This is a genomic window from Actinomadura sp. NPDC047616 (genome assembly GCF_040642915.1).
Lineage (GTDB): Bacteria > Actinomycetota > Actinomycetes > Streptosporangiales > Streptosporangiaceae > Spirillospora > Spirillospora miaoliensis.
Genome location: NZ_JBEYTB010000006.1, coordinates 293939 through 312560 on the forward strand (window position 1 = coordinate 293939; position 18622 = coordinate 312560).

The window sequence follows — 18622 nt, forward strand, 5'->3', positions numbered from 1 at the left end:
AGGTGTTTCAGGATCGCTTGTAGAACGGCAGGGGGACGACGTCGACCGGCTCGTGCCGGCCGCGGACGTCCACGGCGAGCCCGCTCTCCGCGACGCCGCTGTCGACGTACGCCATGGCGATCGGCCTGCCCAGTGTGGGCGACGGAGCGCCGCTGGTCACGACGCCGCACGGCGTGCCGTCGGAGCCGACGACCGGGTACCCCTTGCGGGGGGCCCGGCGGCCGCGCGCGACCAGCCCCACGAGCCTACGGCCTGGCGGGGTCTGGGCCTGCGCCGCCAGGGCGGACCTGCCGACGAAGTCGGCCTTCTTGTCGAGCTTGACCACGCGGCCGAGCCCGGCCTCGTAGGGGGTGGTCTCGGAGGTCAGCTCGTTGCCGTACAGCGGCATGCCCGCCTCCAGGCGGAGGGTGTCGCGCGCCGACAGCCCGGCGGGCACCACGCCCTCGGCGGCGGCGAGCGCCCGCCACAGCGCCACGGCGTCGCCGGACGAGACGAACAGCTCGAAGCCGTCCTCGCCGGTGTAGCCCGTGCGGGCGATGAGCGCGTCCACCCCGGCGACCTCCCCCGCCATGACGGCGTAGTAACGCAGGTCGGCCAGCGGGGCCTCGGTGTATCCGGAAAGGATGTCCTGGGAGCGGGGGCCCTGCAGCGCGACCAGGCCGTAGGAGGCGGAGCGGTCGTCGACGGCGGCCTCGAAACCGGCGGCCCGCCCGGTCAGCTCCTCGCGGACGGTGTCGACGTTGGCGGCGTTGGCGACCACCATGAACGTCTCGGCCGCGAGCCGGTAGACGATCAGGTCGTCCAGCACGCCCCCGTCGTGCGCGCAGATCATCGTGTAGCGGGCCCTGCCGACCGCCATGGGGGACAGGTTCCCCACCAGCGCGTGGTCGAGCGCGGCGCCCGCCCCCGGCCCGGACACGAAGATCTCTCCCATGTGGGACAGGTCGAACAGCCCGGCCCCGGTGCGGACGGCGCGGTGCTCGGCGGTCTCGCTCTGGTAGCGCAGCGGCATCTGGTAGCCCGCGAAGTCGACGAGCGTGGCGCCGAGGTCGGCATGGACCTCGTAGAGCGGCGTCTTCCTGGACATGGGTGGGCTCCTTCATCGCGGGGGCGCGCGTCGGGACGCGCATCATCATCGTCCCATCGGCGCACCGGCGTCGTCGGTGCCTCCCCCTCTGTCATCGGCGCCTGAGAGCTTCACCCCTCGCGCGGGGTTTTCACCTTCGGCGGGGGACCGTGTCCCCGCTTTCCAGAGGGCGCCTGGCCTGCGCGGTCCTGGGGCCTGAGAGGTTCCGGGGAGGATTTGCTCCTTCGGCGGCCCCCGCCGGCTGCGAGGGCGCTCTCCCGCACGGGATCAGCGGCGCAGGGTCAGCGTATCAGCGGCCTCCCCTCCCGCGTAGATCCGCGCCGCGGCGACGAAGGACAGGAACAGCGCCGGGTCGTCGCCCACCTCGGGATGCCACTGCACGCCCAGCGCGAACGCGCGTCCGGGCAGCTCGGCGGCCTCGACGACGCCGTCGTCCGCCCAGGCCACGGCGCGCAGGCCGGTGCCGAGACGGTCGATCGACTGGTGGTGGTAGTGCGCCACCGTCGGCGTCGTGTCGCCGCCGAGGGCCTCGGCCGTCCGCGACCCCGGCTCCACGCGGACGGGGAAGTGCCCGTAGACGCCGGGGGCGGGGGAGTGGTCGGTGCGGCCGCCGACGACGTCCGGCAGGTGCTGGACGAGCGTGCCGCCCAGCGCCACGTTCAGCACCTGCAGGCCCCGGCAGATGCCGAGGAACGGCAGGTCGCGGTCCAGCGCGGCGTGCACGAGCGCCAGCTCGGAGCCGTCGCGGAAGTCCCGGACGCCGGAGACCTCGGGGTGCGGCTCGGCGCCGTACAGCGCCGGGTCGATGTCGCCGCCGCCCGCGACGACCAGCCCGTCCAGCCGGTCCACCAGGGACGCCGGCGCCCCGACGGGCGGCAGCAGCACCGGCTGCCCGCCCGCCTCGGCCACCTGCCGGACGTAGGCGTAGGGCACCAGCGCCGACCGCATGTTCCACACGCCGAAGCTCGCGTCCTCGACGTATCCGGTGATGCCGATGACGGGGCGGTTCGTCTCGTTCGCGGTGCCGGTCATAGCGGGGTGACGTAGGCGCCGGAGATCCCGCCGTCCACCAGGAACTGGGACGCGGTGATGAACGAGGCGTCGTCGGAGGCCAGGAACGCCACCGCGGCGGCGATCTCGTCGGCCTCGGCGAACCGGCCCATCGGGATGTGCACCAGGCGCCGCGCCGCCTCCTCCGGGTTGGCCGCGTACAGCTCGCGCAGCAGCGGCGTGTCCACCGGCCCGGGGCACAGCGCGTTCACCCGGATCCCCTCGCGGGCGAACTGCACGCCCAGCTCGCGGGTCATGGCCAGCACGCCGCCCTTGGACGCGGTGTAGGAGATCTGCGAGGTGGCCGCGCCCATCACCGCCACGAACGACGCGGTGTTGACGATGGAGCCCCTGCCCTGCTCGCGCATGTACGGCAGCACGTGCTTGCAGCACAGGTACACGCTGGTCAGGTTGACCTCCTGCACGCGCCGCCAGGCGTCCAGCCCGGTGTCCAGGATGGACGCGTCGTCGGGCGGGGAGATTCCGGCGTTGTTGAACGCGACGTCGACGCGGCCGTAGGCCTCCTTGGCGGCCCGGAACAGGGCCTCCACCTCGTCCTCCCGCGCCACGTCCGTGCGGACGAACAGCCCGCCGACCTCCTCGGCGGCGGCCTTGCCCGCGGTCTCGTCGACGTCCGCGACGACGACCTTCGCGCCCTCGCGCGCGAACCGGCGCGCGGTGGCCAGCCCGATGCCGCCGCCGCCTCCGGTGACGACGGCGACCCGGTCCTGCAAGCGCTGCATCCTGAGCCACTCCTACTCGGTAGCGATGAAGACGTTCTTGACCTCGGTGAACGCGTCGAGGGCGTCCGGCCCGAGCTCGCGGCCCAGCCCGGACTGCTTGAACCCGCCGAACGGCGTCCAGAAGCGCACCGCCGAGTTGGAGTTGACCGACAGGTTCCCCGAGTCGACGGCGCGGGAGACGCGCACGGCGCGGCCCACGTCGCGGGTCCAGATCGAGCCGGACAGGCCGTACTCGGTGTCGTTGGCCAGCCGGACGGCCTCGTCCTCGTCGTCGAACGGCGCGACGACCACGACCGGGCCGAACACCTCCTCGGTCCAGGCGGGCAGGCGCGCCGGGTCGCCGGGGGCCAGCAGCACGGTCGGCGCGAACCAGAACCCCGGGCCGTCCGGGGCCGAGCCGCGGAACGCCACGTGCGCGTCGTCCGGGACGAACGAGGCGACCTTGGCGCGGTGCGCGGCGCTGATCAGCGGCCCGACCTCGGTGTCGTCCTTGCGGGGGTCGCCCACGACGACGTCGCGGACGGCCGGTTCCAGCAGCTCCATGAACCAGTCGAAGACGGGGCGCTGGACCAGGATCCGGGAGCGGGCGCAGCAGTCCTGCCCGGCGTTCTCGAACACCGCGAGCGGGGCCGCGGCGGCGGCCCGCTCCACGTCGGCGTCGGCGAAGACGATGTTGGCGCTCTTGCCGCCCAGCTCCAGCGTGACCCGCTTGACCCGGGGCCCGGACGCGGCCAGGATCTCCCGGCCCACCCGCGTCGACCCGGTGAAGACGATCTTGCGGACGTCCGGGTGGTTCACCAGCCGCCGGCCCGCCACCGGGCCCTCCCCGGGCAGCACCTGCAGCACGCCCTCGGGCAGGCCCGCCGCCAGCGCCAGCTCGCCGACGCGGCGGGCGGTCAGCGGGGTCAGCTCCGACGGCTTGACGATCACGGTGTTGCCCGCGGCCAGCGCCGGGGCCACGCCCCAGCCCATGATCGGCATCGGGTAGTTCCACGGGACGATCACGCCGACCACGCCCAGCGGCTCGTGGAACGTCACGTCCAGGCCGCCCGGCACGGGGATCTGCCGCCCGGTGAGGCGTTCGGGCGCGGCGGCGTAGTAGTACAGCGTGTCGCGCAGGTTGGCGACCTCCCAGCGGGCCTGGCCGAGCGGGTGCCCGCAGTTGGTCACCTCCAGGTCGACCAGCTCGTCGGCGTGGTCGTCGACCTGCGCGGCGAACGCCCGCAGCAGCCGGGCGCGGTCGCCGGGCGCCACGGCGCGCCAGGCGGGGAACGCGGCCTTGGCGCGTTCCACCGCCGCGTCGACCTCCTCGGTGGAGGCCATCGGCACGGCCGCGACGATCTCCTCGGTCGCCGGGTTGATCACATCGAAGTCCATCGGTCCCCTCACAGGCGCTCGAAGCCGCGGAACAGTTCCCAGTCGGTCACGGCACGGTCGTAGGCGTCCAGCTCCACCCGGGCGGCGTTGGCGTAGTGCTCGACGACCTCGTCCCCGAACACCTTGCGGGCGAGCGCGCTGGAGCGCCAGTCCGCGGCCGCCTCGCGCAGCGTCCCCACCACCCGCGGCGCGTCGGAGGCGTAGGCGTTGCCGCGGTAGGCCTCCTCCAGCGGCAGCCGCTCGTCGACGCCGTGCAGCCCGGCGGCGACCAGCGCGGCGACGGCCAGGTAGGGGTTGACGTCGCCGCCCGGCACCCGGTTCTCCACCCGCAGCGACGGCCCGTGGCCGACCAGCCGCAGCGCGCACGTGCGGTTGTCCACCCCCCACTTGATCGCCGTCGGGGCGAACGAGCCGGGCTGGTAACGCTTGTAGGAGTTGACGTTCGGCGCGTACAGCAGCGTGAGGTCGCGCAGGCACGCCAGCTGGCCGGCGACGAAGTGCTCCCCGATCTCCGACAGGCCGTACGGGCCGTCCCCGGCCATGACCGGCGTGCCGTCCTCGGCGCGCAGCGAGACGTGGACGTGGCAGGAGTTGCCCTCGCGCTCGTTCGGCTTGGCCATGAACGTGATCGACATGCCCTCCTGGGCGGCGATCTCCTTGGCCCCGGTCTTGTAGAGGACGTGCTGGTCGCAGGTGGTCAGCGCGTCGGCGAACCGGAAGGCGATCTCGTGCTGGCCGAGGTTGCACTCGCCCTTGGCCGACTCGACGTACATCCCGGCGCCCTCCATCGACAGCCGGATGCGGCGCAGCAGCGGCTCGACGCGGGCGCCGCCGAGCAGCGAGTAGTCGACGTTGTACTGGTTGGCCGGGGTCAGGTCGCGGTACCCCTTCGTCCAGGCCTGCTCGTAGGAGTCCTGGTAGACGACGAACTCCAGCTCGGTGCCCACGTACGCGCCCCACCCGCGTTCGGCGAGCCGGGCGAGCTGGCGCCGCAGGATCTGCCGCGGCGACGCGACGACGTCCGTCCCGTCCTCCCACGTCAGGTCGGCGAAGACCAGCGCGGCGCCCTCCTGCCAGGGGACGCGCCGCAGCGTGGCCAGGTCGGGGCGCATCACGAAGTCGCCGTACCCGGTCTCCCAGGACGACATCGCGTACCCGTCGACGGTGTTCATGTCGACGTCCACGGCCAGCAGGTAGTTGCAGCCCTCCGACCCGTGGGCGGCGACCTCGTCCAGGAAGTACCGGGCCGACAGGCGCTTGCCCTGCAGGCGGCCCTGCATGTCGGTGATCGCGATGATGACGGTGTCGATCCGGCCCGCGGCCGCCTCGTCGCGCAGCTCGTCCAGCGTGATCAGACCGGGGTTCCTCACAAGACGCTCATCTCTGTGGCATGGGGCGGACCGGGATGTCGGAGAGCGAATGGTCTGGACGAAGTCCATTTATCCGGGTCGGGGGGCCGGGGTGTCAAGAGCGGACGCGCGCGTTCGCGGGATCGAACAACGGCTCGCGGGCCACCTCGCCCGTCACCCACTCGCCGAACAGCTCGACCTCGACCTTCGCGCCGGGCGCGGCCCGGTCGGCGGGCAGGTAGGCATAGGCGATCGACGTGCCCACGGTGTAGCCGTAGCCGCCCGAGGTGACCCGCCCCACCACGTCGTCCCCGACGCGCACGGGCTCGTTGCCCAGGCAGACGGCGCGCGGGTCGTCCAGCGTCAGGCAGCGCAGCCGCTCGGCGACGCCGCGCTCCCTGGCGGCGACGAGCGCGTCCCGGCCGAGGAAGCCGCCCGGCTTGTCGAGCTTGACGCAGAAGCCCAGCCCCGCCTCGTAGGGGTTGCGGTCGGGGGAGATGTCGGCGCCCCACACCCGGTAGCCCTTCTCCAGGCGGAGGCTGTCGATCGCCCGGTAGCCGCCCGGCGTCGCCCCGGTGGCGGCCAGCGCCCGCCACAGCGCCGCGCCGTACTCGCTGGAGCAGTACAGCTCCCAGCCCAGCTCACCGGCGAACGTCACGCGCAGCGCCCGCACCGGCACGTCGCCGACGACGATCTCGCGGGACGTCAGGTACGGGAACGCCGCGTCGGAGACGTCGTCGGGGGTGAGCGGCGCCAGCAGGTCGCGGGCACGCGGCCCCCACAGCGCGAAGCAGGCGTACTGCCCGGTCACGTCGGCGACGCGCACGGAGCCGTCGGACGGGGCGTGCCGCCTGATCCAGTCCAGGTCGTGGCCGCCGAACGCCGTCCCGGTGACGATCAGGAACGCGTCCCCGGCCGTGCGGGTGACGGTGACGTCGCACTCGATGCCGCCGCGCGAGTTGAGGCACTGCGTGTAGGTGACCGCGCCGACCTCGCGGGCGACGTGGTTGTCGCACAGCCGCTCCAGCAGGCCCGCCGCGCCCGGCCCCGTCACCTCGATCTTGGCGAACGACGTCTCGTCGAACAGGCCCGCCGCGGTACGGGTGGCGATGTGCTCGGCGCCGATCGCCGGGGACCAGGCCCGTCCTGCCCAGCCGCGTGGACGCAGCGACTCGTCCCCGGCCGCCGCGTTCGGCTCGTACCAGTTGACCCGCTCCCAGCCCGCCTTCTCGCCGAACACCGCGCCGTGCGCCTCGTGCCAGGCGTAGATGGGGGAGACCCGCAGCGGACGCCCGGCCGTGCGCTCCCGGTCGGGATAGGGGATGTCGTAGTAGGTCTCGTAGTTCTCCACCGTGCGCTTGAGCGTGTACGACGGCGACCGGTAGTGCGGGCCGAAGCGGCGGATGTCCATGTGCCACAGGTCCATGGGCGGCTCGCCCGCCATGATCCACTCGGCCATGACCTTGCCGATGCCACCCGCGCCCGCGATGCCGTGCGCGCAGAATCCGGCCGCCACGAAGAATCCCGCGACCTCGGTCTCGCCCAGGCAGAACTCGTTGTCGGGGGTGAACGCCTCCGGCCCGTTGATCAGCTTGCGGATCCCGGCGTCGGCCATGGCCGGCACGCGCAGCTGGGAGTTGGCGGTGATCTCCTCGAAGCGGTCCCAGTCCTCGGCCAGCAGCCGCCCGTTGAAGTCGGCGGGGATCGCGTCGTGGCCGTTGCCGCCGTCGTCCGGCAGCGACCAGGACGCCGAGTCGCGCTCGTACCCGCCCATGAGCAGGCCGTCCACCTCCTCGCGGAAGTAGACCAGGTGGTCGGGGTCGCGCAGGGTCGGCAGCCGTCCCCGCCCGCCCCCGGGCCCGCTGCGCGTCCGCAGCGGCTCGGTGACCAGGTACTGGTGCGACATCGGCACGATCGGCACCCGCACCCCGGCCATCCGCCCGATCTCGGCGGCGAACATGCCGCCGCAGTTGACCACGATCTCCGCCTCGACGTCCCCGCGGTCGGTGCGCACGCCGGTGACGCGGCCGTCCTTCACCTCGACGCCGAGCACCCGGGTGCGGGTGAAGATCCGCACGCCGCCCGCGCGGGCCCCCGCCGCCAGCGAGTAGGTGAGCTGGGAGGGGTCCACGTACCCGTCGGTGGCCAGGTACGCCGCGCCGACCACGCCATCGGTGCTCATCAGCGGGAACATCGCCTTGGCCTCGTCCGGCGAGATCTCCTCCAGCGGCAGCCCGAAGGTGCGGGCCCAGCCGATCTGCCGCCGGATCTCCTGCATCCGCTCGGGCGTGCCCGCCAGCCGGATGCCGCCGCACTCCACCCAGCCGGGCGGGTCGTCGCCCTGCTGGAGCCTGCGGTACAGCTCGGCCGAGTACATGTTCATGCGGGTCAGCGTGGGGTCGGCGCGCAGCTGCCCGACCAGGCCCGCCGAGTGGAACGTCGAGCCGCTGGTCAGGTCGGCCCGCTCGACCAGGACGACGTCGCGCTCGCCCAGTTCGGCCAGGTGGTAGGCGATGCTCGTGCCGCCCACGCCGCCGCCGATGACGACGACGCGCGCGCGGCCGGGGAGGTTCTTCGACACGGGGGTCCCTTCATGCGTGCCAGGGTCGGTTCGTGCGTGCCGGGATCGGTTCGTGCGTGCGGGGTCGGTTCGTGTGCGGGGGGTGGCGTCCGGGCCGGGGGTCAGCGTTCTTCGGGGGACGTCCAGACGACGACGCGGGTGCGGTCGCCGCGGAACAGGTCGTCGGCGTGCTCGATCGGCTCGCCCGCCGCGTTGTAGGCGACCCGCTGCACGGCCAGCAGCGGGGTGCCGGGCGCCACGTCCAGCAGCCCGGCGGTCTCGGCGTCGGCGGCCACCGGCTCGATGCGCTCGACGGCGCGTTCGGGCGACTCGCCGTACTTGTCGCGCAGCAGGTCGTACAGCGAGCCGCCGAGCGCCTGCTCGGCCAGGTCGGGGAAGCGCCGGGCGGGGAAGCGGGAGCGTTCCAGCGCGATCGGCTCCCCGCCCGCCAGCCGCACCCGGGTGACCGCCACGACCGGCTCGTCCCTGTCCAGCCGCAGCGCCTCGGCGACCGGCGGCTCGGGGACGGTCAGCGCCACCGCGATCACCCGCGTCCCGGCGACCAGGCCCTGCCGGCGGATGTACTCGGCCAGCCCGGCGAAGTGCGCCAGGTCGCGCTCCACCTTCGGCGCGGCCACGAACGTGCCGCCGCCGCGGCCGGGCCGCCGCACCACCTGCCCGGCGCGCTCCAGGTCGTGCAGGGCCAGGCGCAGCGTGGCGCGGCTGACCCCGAGACGCTCGGCCAGCTCGCGCTCGGGCGGCAGCCGGTCGCCGGGCAGGTAGCCGCCCTCGCGGATGGCCGCCAGCACGCCCTCCCAGGCCCGGCCACGCAGCGATTCGTCGCTTCCGTCCGTCATGACCGACTTCCTACCACGCCAATGGACATACCAAAAGGGGGTGAGGTCGAACCGAAAGAAAACCGTCGACGCCCTATTGACGCGGGCCGCTCACGCTCGCAGACTTCCAGGACATCGAACGTCTTCGGGGGCATGGACGGGCCCCCGGACGCCCAGATCGTGTTTCCAATGGGTTAAGGGCAGCCCAATCCATGTAGCGCCGAACTCACATGGGGACGGTTCATGGCCGCTGCCATCGAGGAAGTGCTCGCCCGAGCCGGTCTGCCGCCGGACCCGTCCGGCGCCGGGGTCACCTGCACCACGCTCAAGGGCGGCCTCAGCCACCGCGTCATCCGCGTCGACACCGGCGGGCGGCGCTACGTCCTGCGGATCCTCGACCCGGCGGTGAGCGAGGCCGGGCTCGGCGTCCCGCTGCGCCAGGAGATCGACAACACCGTGCGCGCGGCCCGCGCCGGCGTCGGCCCGCGCGTGCTGGCGGTCGTCGACGACTACGCCGACGGGCGGCCCGCGCTGCTGCTGGAGTTCGTCGACGGCCGCACCCTCGGCCGGGACGACGTGCGCGACCCCGGCATGATCCCGCGCGTCGCCGCCGCCTGCCGCAGGCTGCACGCCGCGCCCGACCCGTTCGGCAACCGGTTCAGCATCTTCCGCAAGCAGGACGAGCTGGTCGCGCTGTGCCGCCGCCACGGGCTGCGGGTGCCCGACGGCTACGCCGACCACCTGCCGGTCATGGCCGGCATCGAACGCGCCATGGACGCCGCGCCGCTGCCGCTCGTCCCCTGCCACAACGACCTGCTGCCGGAGAACCTCATCGACGAGGGCGCGGCGGTGCGGATCGTCGACTACCAGCTGTCCGGCATGAACGACCCCGCCTTCGAGCTGGGCAACATCGCCGCCGAGGCCGACTTCGACCCCGACCGCGCCGCCGCCCTGGCCGCGGCCTACTTCGGCGCCGACCTGACCGAGGCGCTGGTCGCCCGGGTACGGCTCTACCTGCTGGCGTCCAACTACACGTGGACGCTGTGGTTCTCCGTCCACCACGGGCTGCTGGCCGCCGACGCGGCCGACGCCGAGTTCGACTACTGGGCCGAGGCCGCCGACAAATGGGGCCAGGCCCTGCGCGACCTCACCGACCCGGGTCTCGGCCGGCTCATCGACACCGTGCGGGCCGCCCGATGACCGGGCCGGGCCTGACGATCGCCGGGCTCCCCGGCGTCCGCGCCGCGATCTTCGACTTCAACGGCACCATCACCGACGACGAGGAGCTGCAGTACGAGGTGTACGCCGAGATCCTCGCCGAGCACCTCGGCGTCGTCCTGGAACGTGACACCTACTTCACCGACCTCGCCGGACGCAGCGACCCCGCCATCGTCACCGCCGTCCTGGAGCGCTGCGACCCGGCCCCCGCCGGGCCGGCCCGCGACGCCCTGGCGGCGCGGATCATCGAGGCACGGGTGCGGCGGTACGCCGAACGGGTGCAGGACGCCCCGCCGGTGCGGCCCGGGGCGGCGGCGCTGATCCGGGCGCTGGCCGGGCGGGTCCCGCTGGCCGTGGGCACCGGCGCCTTCCGGGCCGAGGTCGACCTGGTGCTGTCGGCGGCCGGGCTCGCCGGCGCGTTCGACGCGATCGTCACCGTCGAGGACGTGCGGGCGGGCAAGCCCGACCCCGAGACCTTCCTGCGGGCCCTGGACCTGCTGTCCCGCCAGGCTCCCACCCCGTCCGGCCGGGGCCCCGCGCTCCGGCCGGCCGACGTCGTGGTGTTCGAGGACTCCCCGTTCGGCATCGAGGCGGCGCGCGCCGCCGGGATGCGCTGCGTCGCCGCCCACCTCACCAGCGAGGCGGGCGCCGAGGCGGCCGGGGCGGTCGTCGGCGCCCTCGGGCCGGAGCTCCTCGCCGGCCCCTGACCCCGAAACCGCCCACCGCCTCACGAGGAGGCCCCATGGCCCGACAGCCCGACCCACAGGCCGACCCGCGGCTCGACGACGACGCCAGGCGGCTCGCCGAACTCGGATACAAGCAGGAGCTGGACCGCTCCTGGAGCGGCTTCTCCAACTTCGCCATCTCCTTCTCGATCATCTCGATCCTGTCCGGCTGCTTCACCACCTTCGGGCAGGCCTGGAACAACGGCGGGCCGGTCGCCATCGCCTGGGGCTGGCCGATCATCGCCGGCTTCATCCTGGTCATCGGCTTCTGCATGGCGGAGCTGGTGTCGGCGTACCCGACGGCGGGCGGCATCTACTGGTGGGCGGCGCGGATGGGCCGTCCGGTGCACGGCTGGTTCACCGGCTGGCTCAACCTGATCGGCCTGGTCGCGGTCACCGCGTCGGTGGACTACGGCGCCGCCACCTTCCTCAACGTGCTGCTGGGCATGCTGAACGAGGACTGGGGCGGCGACCTCGGCTTCGTCTTCGGGCTGTTCCTGGTGATCCTCGTCCTGCACGCGCTGATCAACATCTTCGGGCACCGGCTGGTGGCGCTGCTGCAGAACATCTCGGTGTGGTGGCACGTGTTCGGCGTCGCCGCCGTCGTGGCGATCCTGGTGTTCGGGCCCGACTCGCACCAGAGCGTCTCGTTCGTGTTCACCGAGCGGATCAACAACTCCGGCTTCTCCGAGGGCATGTACTGGTTCTACGTGCTGCCCCTCGGCTTCCTGCTGACCCAGTACACGATCACCGGCTTCGACGCCTGCGCGCACGTGTCGGAGGAGACGCGCGGCGCGGCCCGCACCGCCGCGCAGGGGCTGTGGCGCTCCATCGCCTATTCGGGCGTCGGCGGCTGGATCCTGCTGCTGGCCTTCCTGTTCGCCGCCACCGACGTCGACGCGGTCAACGAGCAGTTCGGCGCCGTGTCGGCGATCTTCACCACCGCGCTCAGCCCGGCGCCGGCCAAGATCGTGGTGGCGATCTCGGTGATCGGCCAGTTCTGCTGCGGGATGAGCTGCGTCACCAGCATGTCCCGGATGACCTACGCCTTCGCCCGCGACGGCGGCATCCCCGGCTCGCGGCTGTGGGCGAAGGTGGACCGCAACCGCACCCCCGTCAACGCGATCATCATGGGCTGCGCGGCCGCGCTGGTGCTGACCCTGCCCGCCCTCTACAAGAGCCCCACCGGCACGCCCGTGGCGTTCTACGCGGTGGTGTCGATCGCGGTGATCGGGCTGTACCTGGCGTTCCTCATCCCGATCTGGCTGCGGCTGCGGATGGGCGACGCCTTCCGCCCCGGCCCCTGGACGCTGGGCGCCAAGTACAAGGTCATGTGCTGGATCGCGGTCATCGAGATCGCGGTGATCTCGGTGTACTTCGTGCTGCCGCTGGCGCCCGCCGGGGTGCCGGGCGGCGGGGACTTCGACTGGACGGCGGTCAATTACGCCCCCATCGCCCTCGGCGTGGTGCTGCTGCTGGTCGGCGGCTGGTGGCTGCTGTCGGCGCGCCGCTGGTTCACCGGACCGCGAACCACCCTCGACGACACCGAGCTGGCCGTGCTCGGCGGCGAGAGGGAGCCGGGCGCGGGCGCGCCCGCCTGACCTCGCCGCGGCGGGCGGACGCCGGGCCGGGCCGCCGGCCCGGCGTCTACCCTTTGCCCACGGAACGAGGACGGCGTCGGGAGGGCGGAGAAGTGACCGGGGACGAGCCCGCGACGGTCGCCTCGATCGTGTTCCGCCCCGTCCGGGAGGGCAACGCGTTCGAGGAGACCGTCGAGCGGCTGCTGCAGGCGATCAAGCTGGGCGTCGTCGACCACGGCGAGCGGCTGCCGCCCGAGCGGGAGCTGGCGCCCCGCCTGGGCGTGAGCCGGGTGACGCTGCGCGAGGCGATCCGCGCGCTGCAGCAGGAGGGGTACGTCGAGTCGCGGCGCGGCCGCGCGGGCGGCACGTTCGTCACCTACCGGCCGCCGCGTCCCCGCGACGGCGACCTGGCCCGGGTCGCCGCCGATCGCGGCGCCGAGCTGAGCGACGCCCTCACCTACCGGCTGGCCGTGGAGAGCGGCGCCGCCGCGCACCTGGCCTCGACCGGGCTGACCGGCGGGCAGGCCGACCGGCTGCGCGCCGCGCTGGCCGCCGTCAACGGCGCCGACCTGGCCGGGTACCGGCGCCTGGACGTGCGCTTCCACCTGACCATCGCCGAGCTGACCGGATCGCCGCTGCTGGCCGCCGCCTGCGCCGACGCCCGGATGCGCGTCACCGACCTGCTCAACGCGATCCCCGTGCTGCGCCGCAACATCGAGCACGCCGCCGTCCAGCACGCCGCGATCGTCGAGGCCGTCCTCGCCGGGGACCCGGACGCGGCGCGCCGCGCCGTCGTCGAGCACCTGGAGGGCACGGGCGCCTTGCTGCGGGGTTTCCTGGCCTGAACGGCCCGGAGCGGCCAAGGTGAATTCGTACGCGGTCGGACGCGTATCTCATGACGTACCCTGAGCGGGTTGCCGGAGATCACGGAGGGATGCCACGGTGGACTGGCTGACGGGGGTGCTGATCCTCTTCCTGGGCCTGATGGCGTCCATCGCGCTGCACGAGCTCGGGCACTTCTCCTTCGCCAAGCTGTTCGGCGTGCGCACCACCCAGTTCATGGTGGGCTTCGGGCCCACGCTCTGGTCGCGCACCAGGGGGGAGACCGAGTACGGGGTCAAGTGGATCCCGCTCGGCGGCTACATCCGCATGATCGGCATGCTGCCGCCGCGCAGGGGAGACCGGCCCGGGCAGGTCCGGCAGATCTCCACCGGCCCGTGGCAGGGGCTGATCGAGTCGGCCCGCGGCGCGGCGCTGGAGGAGGTCCGGCCGGGCGACGAGGACCGCGTCTTCTACGCCAAGAAGTGGTGGCAGAAGCTCATCATCATGTTCGCCGGACCGGCCATGAACCTGGTCCTGGCCGTGATCTTCTTCGCGATCCTGCTGATGGGCATCGGCACGCCCACCCCGCAGCCGGTGATCGGCTCGGTGGCCAAGTGCGCCATCCCGGCCGGGCAGCAGACCACCGAGTGCCCGGCGAACTACACGCCCACGCCCGCCGCGCAGGCGCGGCTGCAGGCGGGGGACCGGTTCGTCTCCTACGACGGCCGCAAGATCTCCTCGTACGAGCAGCTGCAGGGGCTGATCCGCGACTCCGGCGGCCGCACCGTGCCCGTCGTCGTCGAGCGCGACGGCCGCACGATGAACCTGAACATCGCCGTCACCCGCAACCAGATGTACGACCTGGAGGACACCGACAAGGTCGTCAACGTCGGGTTCCTCGGCATCACCCCGCTGCAGGAGCGCGAACGGCAGGGTCCGGTGGCCGTCGCCGACTACATGGGCGAGCTGACCGCGCACACCGCCGGGTCGCTGCTGCGCCTGCCCGAGCGGATGGTCGGGGTGTGGCAGGCGGCCTTCGGCGGCGAGGAACGCGACCCCAACGGGCCGATCGGCGTGGTCGGGGTGAGCCGCCTCGGCGGCGAGATCGCCGCCTCCGAGAGTCCGGTGGTGGAGAAGCTCGCCATGTTCATCGCCCTGCTCGGCTCGGTGAACCTGGCGGTCGCCCTGTTCAATCTGATCCCGCTGCTGCCGCTGGACGGCGGGCACATGGCCGGGGCGCTGCTGGAGGCGCTCAAGAAGGGCGTCGCGCGGCTGCTCGGCCGCCCCGACCCCGGGTACGTGGACGTCGCCAAGGCGCTGCCGGTGACCTACGTGATGGCCGCCGTGCTGATCGTCATGGGCGGCCTGCTGATCTACGCCGACCTGGTCAACCCCATCAGGTTCTCGGGCTGACGGGCCCGCCCGCCCGGCGTGCCCGCCGGACGGGCGCCTCGGTCACGGCGTGCTGTCGTCCGATGACACGGGCATCTCGCCGGTCTTGTGGAAGGCGCGCAGCGCCTCCAGGTACGGGGTGACGTCCAGCCCCCGGTCGGCCAGCCACGCGTCCGACCCGTACGTCCCGGCGTACCGCTCCGCGCCGTCGCAGATCAGCGTGACCACGCTGCCGCGCTCGCCGCGCGCCCGCATCTGCGCGATCAGCTCGACCGCGCCCCACATGTTGGTGCCGGTGGAGCCGCCGACGCCGCGCCCGGTGACCTCGGCGGTCCAGCGCATGGCGGCGATGGACGCCGCGTCCGGCACCTGGATCATCCGGTCGATCACGGTGGGCAGGAACGACGGCTCGACCCGGGGCCGTCCGATGCCCTCGATCCGCGAGCCCGTGGCGGTGCGGGCGGGGTCCTCGTCGCGGAAGGCCCCGAAGAACGCCGAGCCCTCCGGGTCGACGACGGCCACCCGCGTCTGGTAGCGGCGGTAGCGCGCGTACCGGCCGATCGTCGCCGACGTGCCGCCGGTGCCCGCGCCGACCACGATCCACGCCGGTTCGGGGAAGCGCTCCAGCCGCATCTGCTCGTAGATCGACTCGGCGATGTTGTTGTTGCCGCGCCAGTCGGTGGCGCGTTCGGCGTAGGTGAACTGGTCCATGAAGTGCCCGCCGCACTCCTCGGCCAGGCGCCGCGACTCGTCGTAGATCGCCGCCGGGTCGTCCACCAGATGGCAGCGGCCGCCGTGGAACTCGATCAGCCCGATCTTCTCCGGGCTGGTCGCCGCCGGCATCACCGCCACGAACGGCAGGCCCAGCAGCCGCGCGAAGTACGCCTCGCTGACCGCCGTGGACCCGCTGGACGCCTCGATGATCGTCGTGCCCTCCCGGATCCACCCGTTGGCCAGCGCGTACAGGAACAGCGAACGGGCCAGCCGGTGCTTGAGCGACCCGGTCGGATGCACCGACTCGTCCTTGAGGTACAGGTCGACGCCCCATTCGGGCGGCAGCGGGAACACGTGCAGGTGCGTGTCGGCGCTGCGCCCGGCGTCCGCCTCGACCTTGCGGATGGCCTCGGCGATCCAGGCCCGCGACCCCGGATCGCAGCGGTCCACGACGCGGCTCATGAGCGGCCTCCCCTCCCCGGTTCACCGGGCACGATATCTCCCGCCCGGGGTCACGGCGACGGCTCGTCGTCCAGCACCGGGGCGACGGCGCGGACGGTGTCGATCGTGTCGGCCTCGGCGGCGGACTTGTCGGGGCGGTAGCGCAGGACACGGGCGAACCGCAGCGCGATGCCGCCGGGGTAGCGGGGGCTGCGCTGCACCCCGTCGAAGGCGATCTCGACCACCAGCTCGGGACGCACGTGCACCGTCCAGGAGTCCTCGTGCGTGGCCAGGGCCCGCAGCCGCTCGGTCTGCCAGGCCAGCAGCTCGTCGGTCAGGCCCTTGAACGTCTTGCCGAGCATCACGAACCCGCCGGTGGCCGGGTCGCGGGCGCCCAGGTGCAGGTTGGACAGGAAACCGCGGCGGCGGCCGTGCCCCCACTCCACCGCCAGCACCACCAGGTCGAGGGTGTGGCGCGGCTTGACCTTGATCCACCCGGCGCCGCGGCGGCCCGCGGTGTAGGGGGAGGCGAGCGACTTGACCACCACGCCCTCGTGGCCGTGCGCCACCGCCTCGTCGAACATCCGCTTGGCCTCGCCCGGGTCGCCGGTGACCAGCCGCGGCATGCGCAGGTCGCCGGGCACCACCCGGGCCAGCGCCGCGCCGCGCTCGGCGCCCGGCGCGTCCAGCAGGTCGACGCCGTCCAGGTGCAGCACGTCGAACAGGAACACCGACAGCGGCACCGGCTCGGCGATCTTGCGGGTGCGGGTGGCGGTGCGCGCGGCGGTGACCTGGAACGGGTGCGGCCGCCCGTCCGGACGCAGCGCGATCAGCTCCCCGTCGAACACCGCGTCCCGCACCGGCAGCCCGCGCATCACCTCCACGACCTCCGGCAGCCGCTCGGTGATCTCGTCCAGCGTCCGCGTGAAGATCCGCACCTCGACCCGGCCGGCGTCCTGCCGCGCGTCGTCGTGCCCGTGCCCGTCCTCGTGCGCGGGGACGCGGCGGATGTGGATCTGGGCGCGGATGCCGTCGAGCTTCCACTCGACGGCGGCGTCGGCGGCCTGGTCGGCTTCCCCCACGGGGAGCTTGGCGAACGCCTCGTCGAGCGTGGGGGCGGAGGCCGCCAGCATGGGACGGATCGGGCGGCCGACCTGCAGCCCGAAGGCGCGCAGGCCCGGCACGCCCTCGGCGAGGGCGGCGGTGGCGACCGGGCCGAGCGCGCCGCGCAGCATGGCCGCGCGCCGCACCTCGGCGGCGGGCACCCCGGCGGCCGCGGCGATCGCCTCGGCCATCACCCCGTCCAGCGCGCCCTGGCGCAGCTCACCGGCCAGCAGGCGGATGAGGAAGTCCTGCTCGGCATGGGTGGCGCGGGCCATCAGCGCGCCCACCAGCTCGCGCCGCCGGGCCACCGAGCCCTTGCCGGACACCGCGCCGATCTCGGTGAACGCCGCGTCCACCTGCGGGACCGTCAGCGTCGCCGTGGCGGCGGGCGGCGGCAGATCGCGCAGCGCGGCGTACCCGACCCCGATCTGGCGCTGCGGAAGCTCACCGGACAGGTAGGCCACCACGATGGGCGCCTCGTCGGGGGCCGCGGCCCGCAGGCACTCGGCCAGCGCCCCGACCTTGGCCTTGCGCGCCGACGTCCCGGCCACCGACCCCGAGGTACGGGCGATCCGCTCCAGCAACACACGACCCATTGTGGCTTCGGAGTCTGACAATTGGCGCTTCCGGGGGCCCTGGTCAGTACCTTGCTCGTCTTATTACCTTGCCTGGGGTAGGGGTGGTGCGATGCCCGGGCCCGCGCGGGGCGCGCGACGCGTGCCGCGGACGGCCGGGAGTGAGGAGCGGGAGAGTGGGCCTTCCGCGTCCGTCGGAGTTCCAGCGGGTCTACTCGGCGCCCGAGCCGCCGTCGGGACGGCGGCCGCGCCTGCTGGCCGTGGTGGTCGCGCTGGTGGCGTTCGCGCTGGCCGCAGGGGCGGTGTTCGTCCTGGCGCCGGGCGGGGACGACGGCGAGCGGGCCGCGTCCACGTCGTCGCCGCCGGACGAGGACCGCGGGTCGGTGACCGATCCGGGTGCCACGCCCACGTCGTCGCCCTCGCCTTCCCCTTCGCGGTCGCGGGCGTCCGCGTCGCCGTCGCCGGACACGGCCCACCCGATCACCTCGCTGCCGCCGCCGTGCGGTAGCGTGCCGCGGGCGACGGTCGCGCGGCTGGTGCCGAACGCCCAGCAGCGCGAGAGCTCCAACAGCACGTTGACCACCTGCACGTACTCGTCCACCGGGAAGGACTTCCGCTGGCTGCGCGTCGAGGCCCACCTGTACGCGCCGGCCGACACGGCCACGCCGGTGCAGGACGCCCGCAGCTACTACGGCGCGCAGTGGACGCAGGCCCACGAGGCCACACTGGAGCGCACCGTCCGCCTGGAGCGTGAGCGCGGCCTCGGCGACGAGGCGTTCCGCTGGTTCAAGATGGACAAGGGTCAGCCGACGGTGGTGGGGCAGGTCACGATGCGCATCCGCAACGTGGTCGTCACGGTCGCCTACAGCGAGCAGGCCCGCGACGCGGCGGCCGCACGGGATCGGGAGAACGCTTGCCTGAGCAATGCCGGCGCGGTCGCGCGAGAAGTACGCGGCCGCTTCGGTTAACTTGGTTTCTGACCTCAATCGGCCGATCATGGCATATTCGCTGTCAAGGGAAACTAAGGTGTTTTCGTAAAGGGGAGGAAA

At 73.4% G+C, this 18622-nt stretch carries 15 protein-coding genes and 1 riboswitch; of the genes, 6 read left to right on the forward strand and 9 right to left on the reverse strand.

Going from position 1 to position 18622, the window contains the following annotated elements:
* Positions 1–7 precede the first annotated feature (7 nt).
* The 7 genes from gcvT to ABZ801_RS17200 all read right to left on the reverse strand — a co-directional run bounded on the left by gcvT (position 8) and on the right by ABZ801_RS17200 (position 9023).
* Complete coding sequence (gene gcvT / locus ABZ801_RS17170; protein WP_360698647.1) at positions 8–1087, reverse strand: glycine cleavage system aminomethyltransferase GcvT; 1080 nt, start codon at positions 1085–1087, stop codon at positions 8–10.
* A gap of 173 nt (positions 1088–1260) precedes the next feature.
* A riboswitch (glycine riboswitch) is annotated at positions 1261–1357 on the reverse strand.
* On the reverse strand, positions 1355–2119 hold the full coding sequence (locus ABZ801_RS17175; protein ID WP_360698649.1) for a gamma-glutamyl-gamma-aminobutyrate hydrolase family protein: 765 nt from the start codon (positions 2117–2119) through the stop codon (positions 1355–1357). (Overlaps the previous riboswitch by 3 nt.)
* Positions 2116–2880 (reverse strand): 3-oxoacyl-ACP reductase, encoded by a 765-nt coding sequence (locus ABZ801_RS17180; protein ID WP_344950505.1) that lies wholly within the window; start codon positions 2878–2880, stop codon positions 2116–2118. The genes ABZ801_RS17175 and ABZ801_RS17180 overlap by 4 nt, the downstream gene beginning before the upstream one ends.
* Before the next feature lie 12 nt (positions 2881–2892).
* Complete coding sequence (locus ABZ801_RS17185) at positions 2893–4257, reverse strand: aldehyde dehydrogenase family protein (RefSeq protein ID WP_360698652.1); 1365 nt, start codon at positions 4255–4257, stop codon at positions 2893–2895.
* A gap of 8 nt (positions 4258–4265) precedes the next feature.
* Complete coding sequence (locus ABZ801_RS17190) at positions 4266–5627, reverse strand: glutamine synthetase family protein (RefSeq protein ID WP_360698654.1); 1362 nt, start codon at positions 5625–5627, stop codon at positions 4266–4268.
* 94 nt (positions 5628–5721) lie between these two features.
* Positions 5722–8187, reverse strand: a complete 2466-nt coding sequence (locus ABZ801_RS17195; RefSeq protein ID WP_360698655.1) for an FAD-dependent oxidoreductase — start codon at positions 8185–8187, stop codon at positions 5722–5724.
* A gap of 101 nt (positions 8188–8288) precedes the next feature.
* A complete protein-coding gene (locus ABZ801_RS17200; protein WP_360698657.1) occupies positions 8289–9023 on the reverse strand; it encodes a GntR family transcriptional regulator in 735 nt (244 codons plus the stop codon).
* A gap of 222 nt (positions 9024–9245) precedes the next feature.
* On the opposite strand from ABZ801_RS17200, the gene ABZ801_RS17205 reads away from it, so the two are divergent.
* The 5 genes from ABZ801_RS17205 to ABZ801_RS17225 all read left to right on the forward strand — a co-directional run bounded on the left by ABZ801_RS17205 (position 9246) and on the right by ABZ801_RS17225 (position 14760).
* Positions 9246–10202, forward strand: coding sequence for a phosphotransferase (locus ABZ801_RS17205; protein WP_360698659.1), 957 nt, complete (start codon positions 9246–9248; stop codon positions 10200–10202).
* Positions 10199–10927, forward strand: coding sequence for an HAD family phosphatase (locus ABZ801_RS17210; RefSeq protein ID WP_360698661.1), 729 nt, complete (start codon positions 10199–10201; stop codon positions 10925–10927). Before ABZ801_RS17205 ends, ABZ801_RS17210 begins: the two co-directional genes overlap by 4 nt.
* A gap of 35 nt (positions 10928–10962) precedes the next feature.
* On the forward strand, positions 10963–12546 hold the full coding sequence (locus ABZ801_RS17215) for an amino acid permease (protein ID WP_360698663.1): 1584 nt from the start codon (positions 10963–10965) through the stop codon (positions 12544–12546).
* A gap of 92 nt (positions 12547–12638) precedes the next feature.
* Positions 12639–13370 carry an FCD domain-containing protein gene (locus ABZ801_RS17220; protein WP_360698665.1) on the forward strand — a complete coding sequence of 244 codons (732 nt, stop codon included), beginning with the start codon at positions 12639–12641 and terminating at the stop codon, positions 13368–13370.
* Between the two features lie 97 nt (positions 13371–13467).
* Complete coding sequence (locus ABZ801_RS17225) at positions 13468–14760, forward strand: site-2 protease family protein (RefSeq protein ID WP_360698667.1); 1293 nt, start codon at positions 13468–13470, stop codon at positions 14758–14760.
* 42 nt (positions 14761–14802) lie between these two features.
* Here the strand turns inward: ABZ801_RS17225 and ABZ801_RS17230 are convergent, their stop codons facing one another.
* Together ABZ801_RS17230 and ABZ801_RS17235 are read right to left on the reverse strand one after the other, a co-directional pair.
* Positions 14803–15915, reverse strand: a complete 1113-nt coding sequence (locus ABZ801_RS17230; RefSeq protein ID WP_360698669.1) for a PLP-dependent cysteine synthase family protein — start codon at positions 15913–15915, stop codon at positions 14803–14805.
* Positions 15916–15965: 50 nt separating this feature from the next.
* Positions 15966–17585 carry an ATP-dependent DNA ligase gene (locus ABZ801_RS17235; RefSeq protein ID WP_360698671.1) on the reverse strand — a complete coding sequence of 540 codons (1620 nt, stop codon included), beginning with the start codon at positions 17583–17585 and terminating at the stop codon, positions 15966–15968.
* A 164-nt stretch (positions 17586–17749) separates the two neighbouring features.
* Here ABZ801_RS17235 and ABZ801_RS17240 point away from each other — a divergent pair, with 164 nt between their 5' ends.
* Positions 17750–18541: a hypothetical protein gene (locus ABZ801_RS17240; protein WP_360698673.1), complete on the forward strand. Its 792-nt coding sequence runs from the start codon at positions 17750–17752 to the stop codon at positions 18539–18541.
* Positions 18542–18622: the final 81 nt, after the last annotated feature.

What these genes read in the sequence shown, in the direction of transcription:
- gcvT (WP_360698647.1), bottom strand. Translation starts at nt 1,087, where the DNA reads ATGTCCAGGAAGACGCCGCTCTACGAGGTCCATGCCGACCTCGGCGCC.
- ABZ801_RS17175 (WP_360698649.1), bottom strand. Translation starts at nt 2,119, where the DNA reads ATGACCGGCACCGCGAACGAGACGAACCGCCCCGTCATCGGCATCACC.
- ABZ801_RS17180 (WP_344950505.1), bottom strand. Translation starts at nt 2,880, where the DNA reads ATGCAGCGCTTGCAGGACCGGGTCGCCGTCGTCACCGGAGGCGGCGGC.
- ABZ801_RS17185 (WP_360698652.1), bottom strand. Translation starts at nt 4,257, where the DNA reads ATGGACTTCGATGTGATCAACCCGGCGACCGAGGAGATCGTCGCGGCC.
- ABZ801_RS17200 (WP_360698657.1), bottom strand. Translation starts at nt 9,023, where the DNA reads ATGACGGACGGAAGCGACGAATCGCTGCGTGGCCGGGCCTGGGAGGGC.
- ABZ801_RS17205 (WP_360698659.1), top strand. Translation starts at nt 9,246, where the DNA reads ATGGCCGCTGCCATCGAGGAAGTGCTCGCCCGAGCCGGTCTGCCGCCG.
- ABZ801_RS17210 (WP_360698661.1), top strand. Translation starts at nt 10,199, where the DNA reads ATGACCGGGCCGGGCCTGACGATCGCCGGGCTCCCCGGCGTCCGCGCC.
- ABZ801_RS17215 (WP_360698663.1), top strand. Translation starts at nt 10,963, where the DNA reads ATGGCCCGACAGCCCGACCCACAGGCCGACCCGCGGCTCGACGACGAC.
- ABZ801_RS17230 (WP_360698669.1), bottom strand. Translation starts at nt 15,915, where the DNA reads ATGAGCCGCGTCGTGGACCGCTGCGATCCGGGGTCGCGGGCCTGGATC.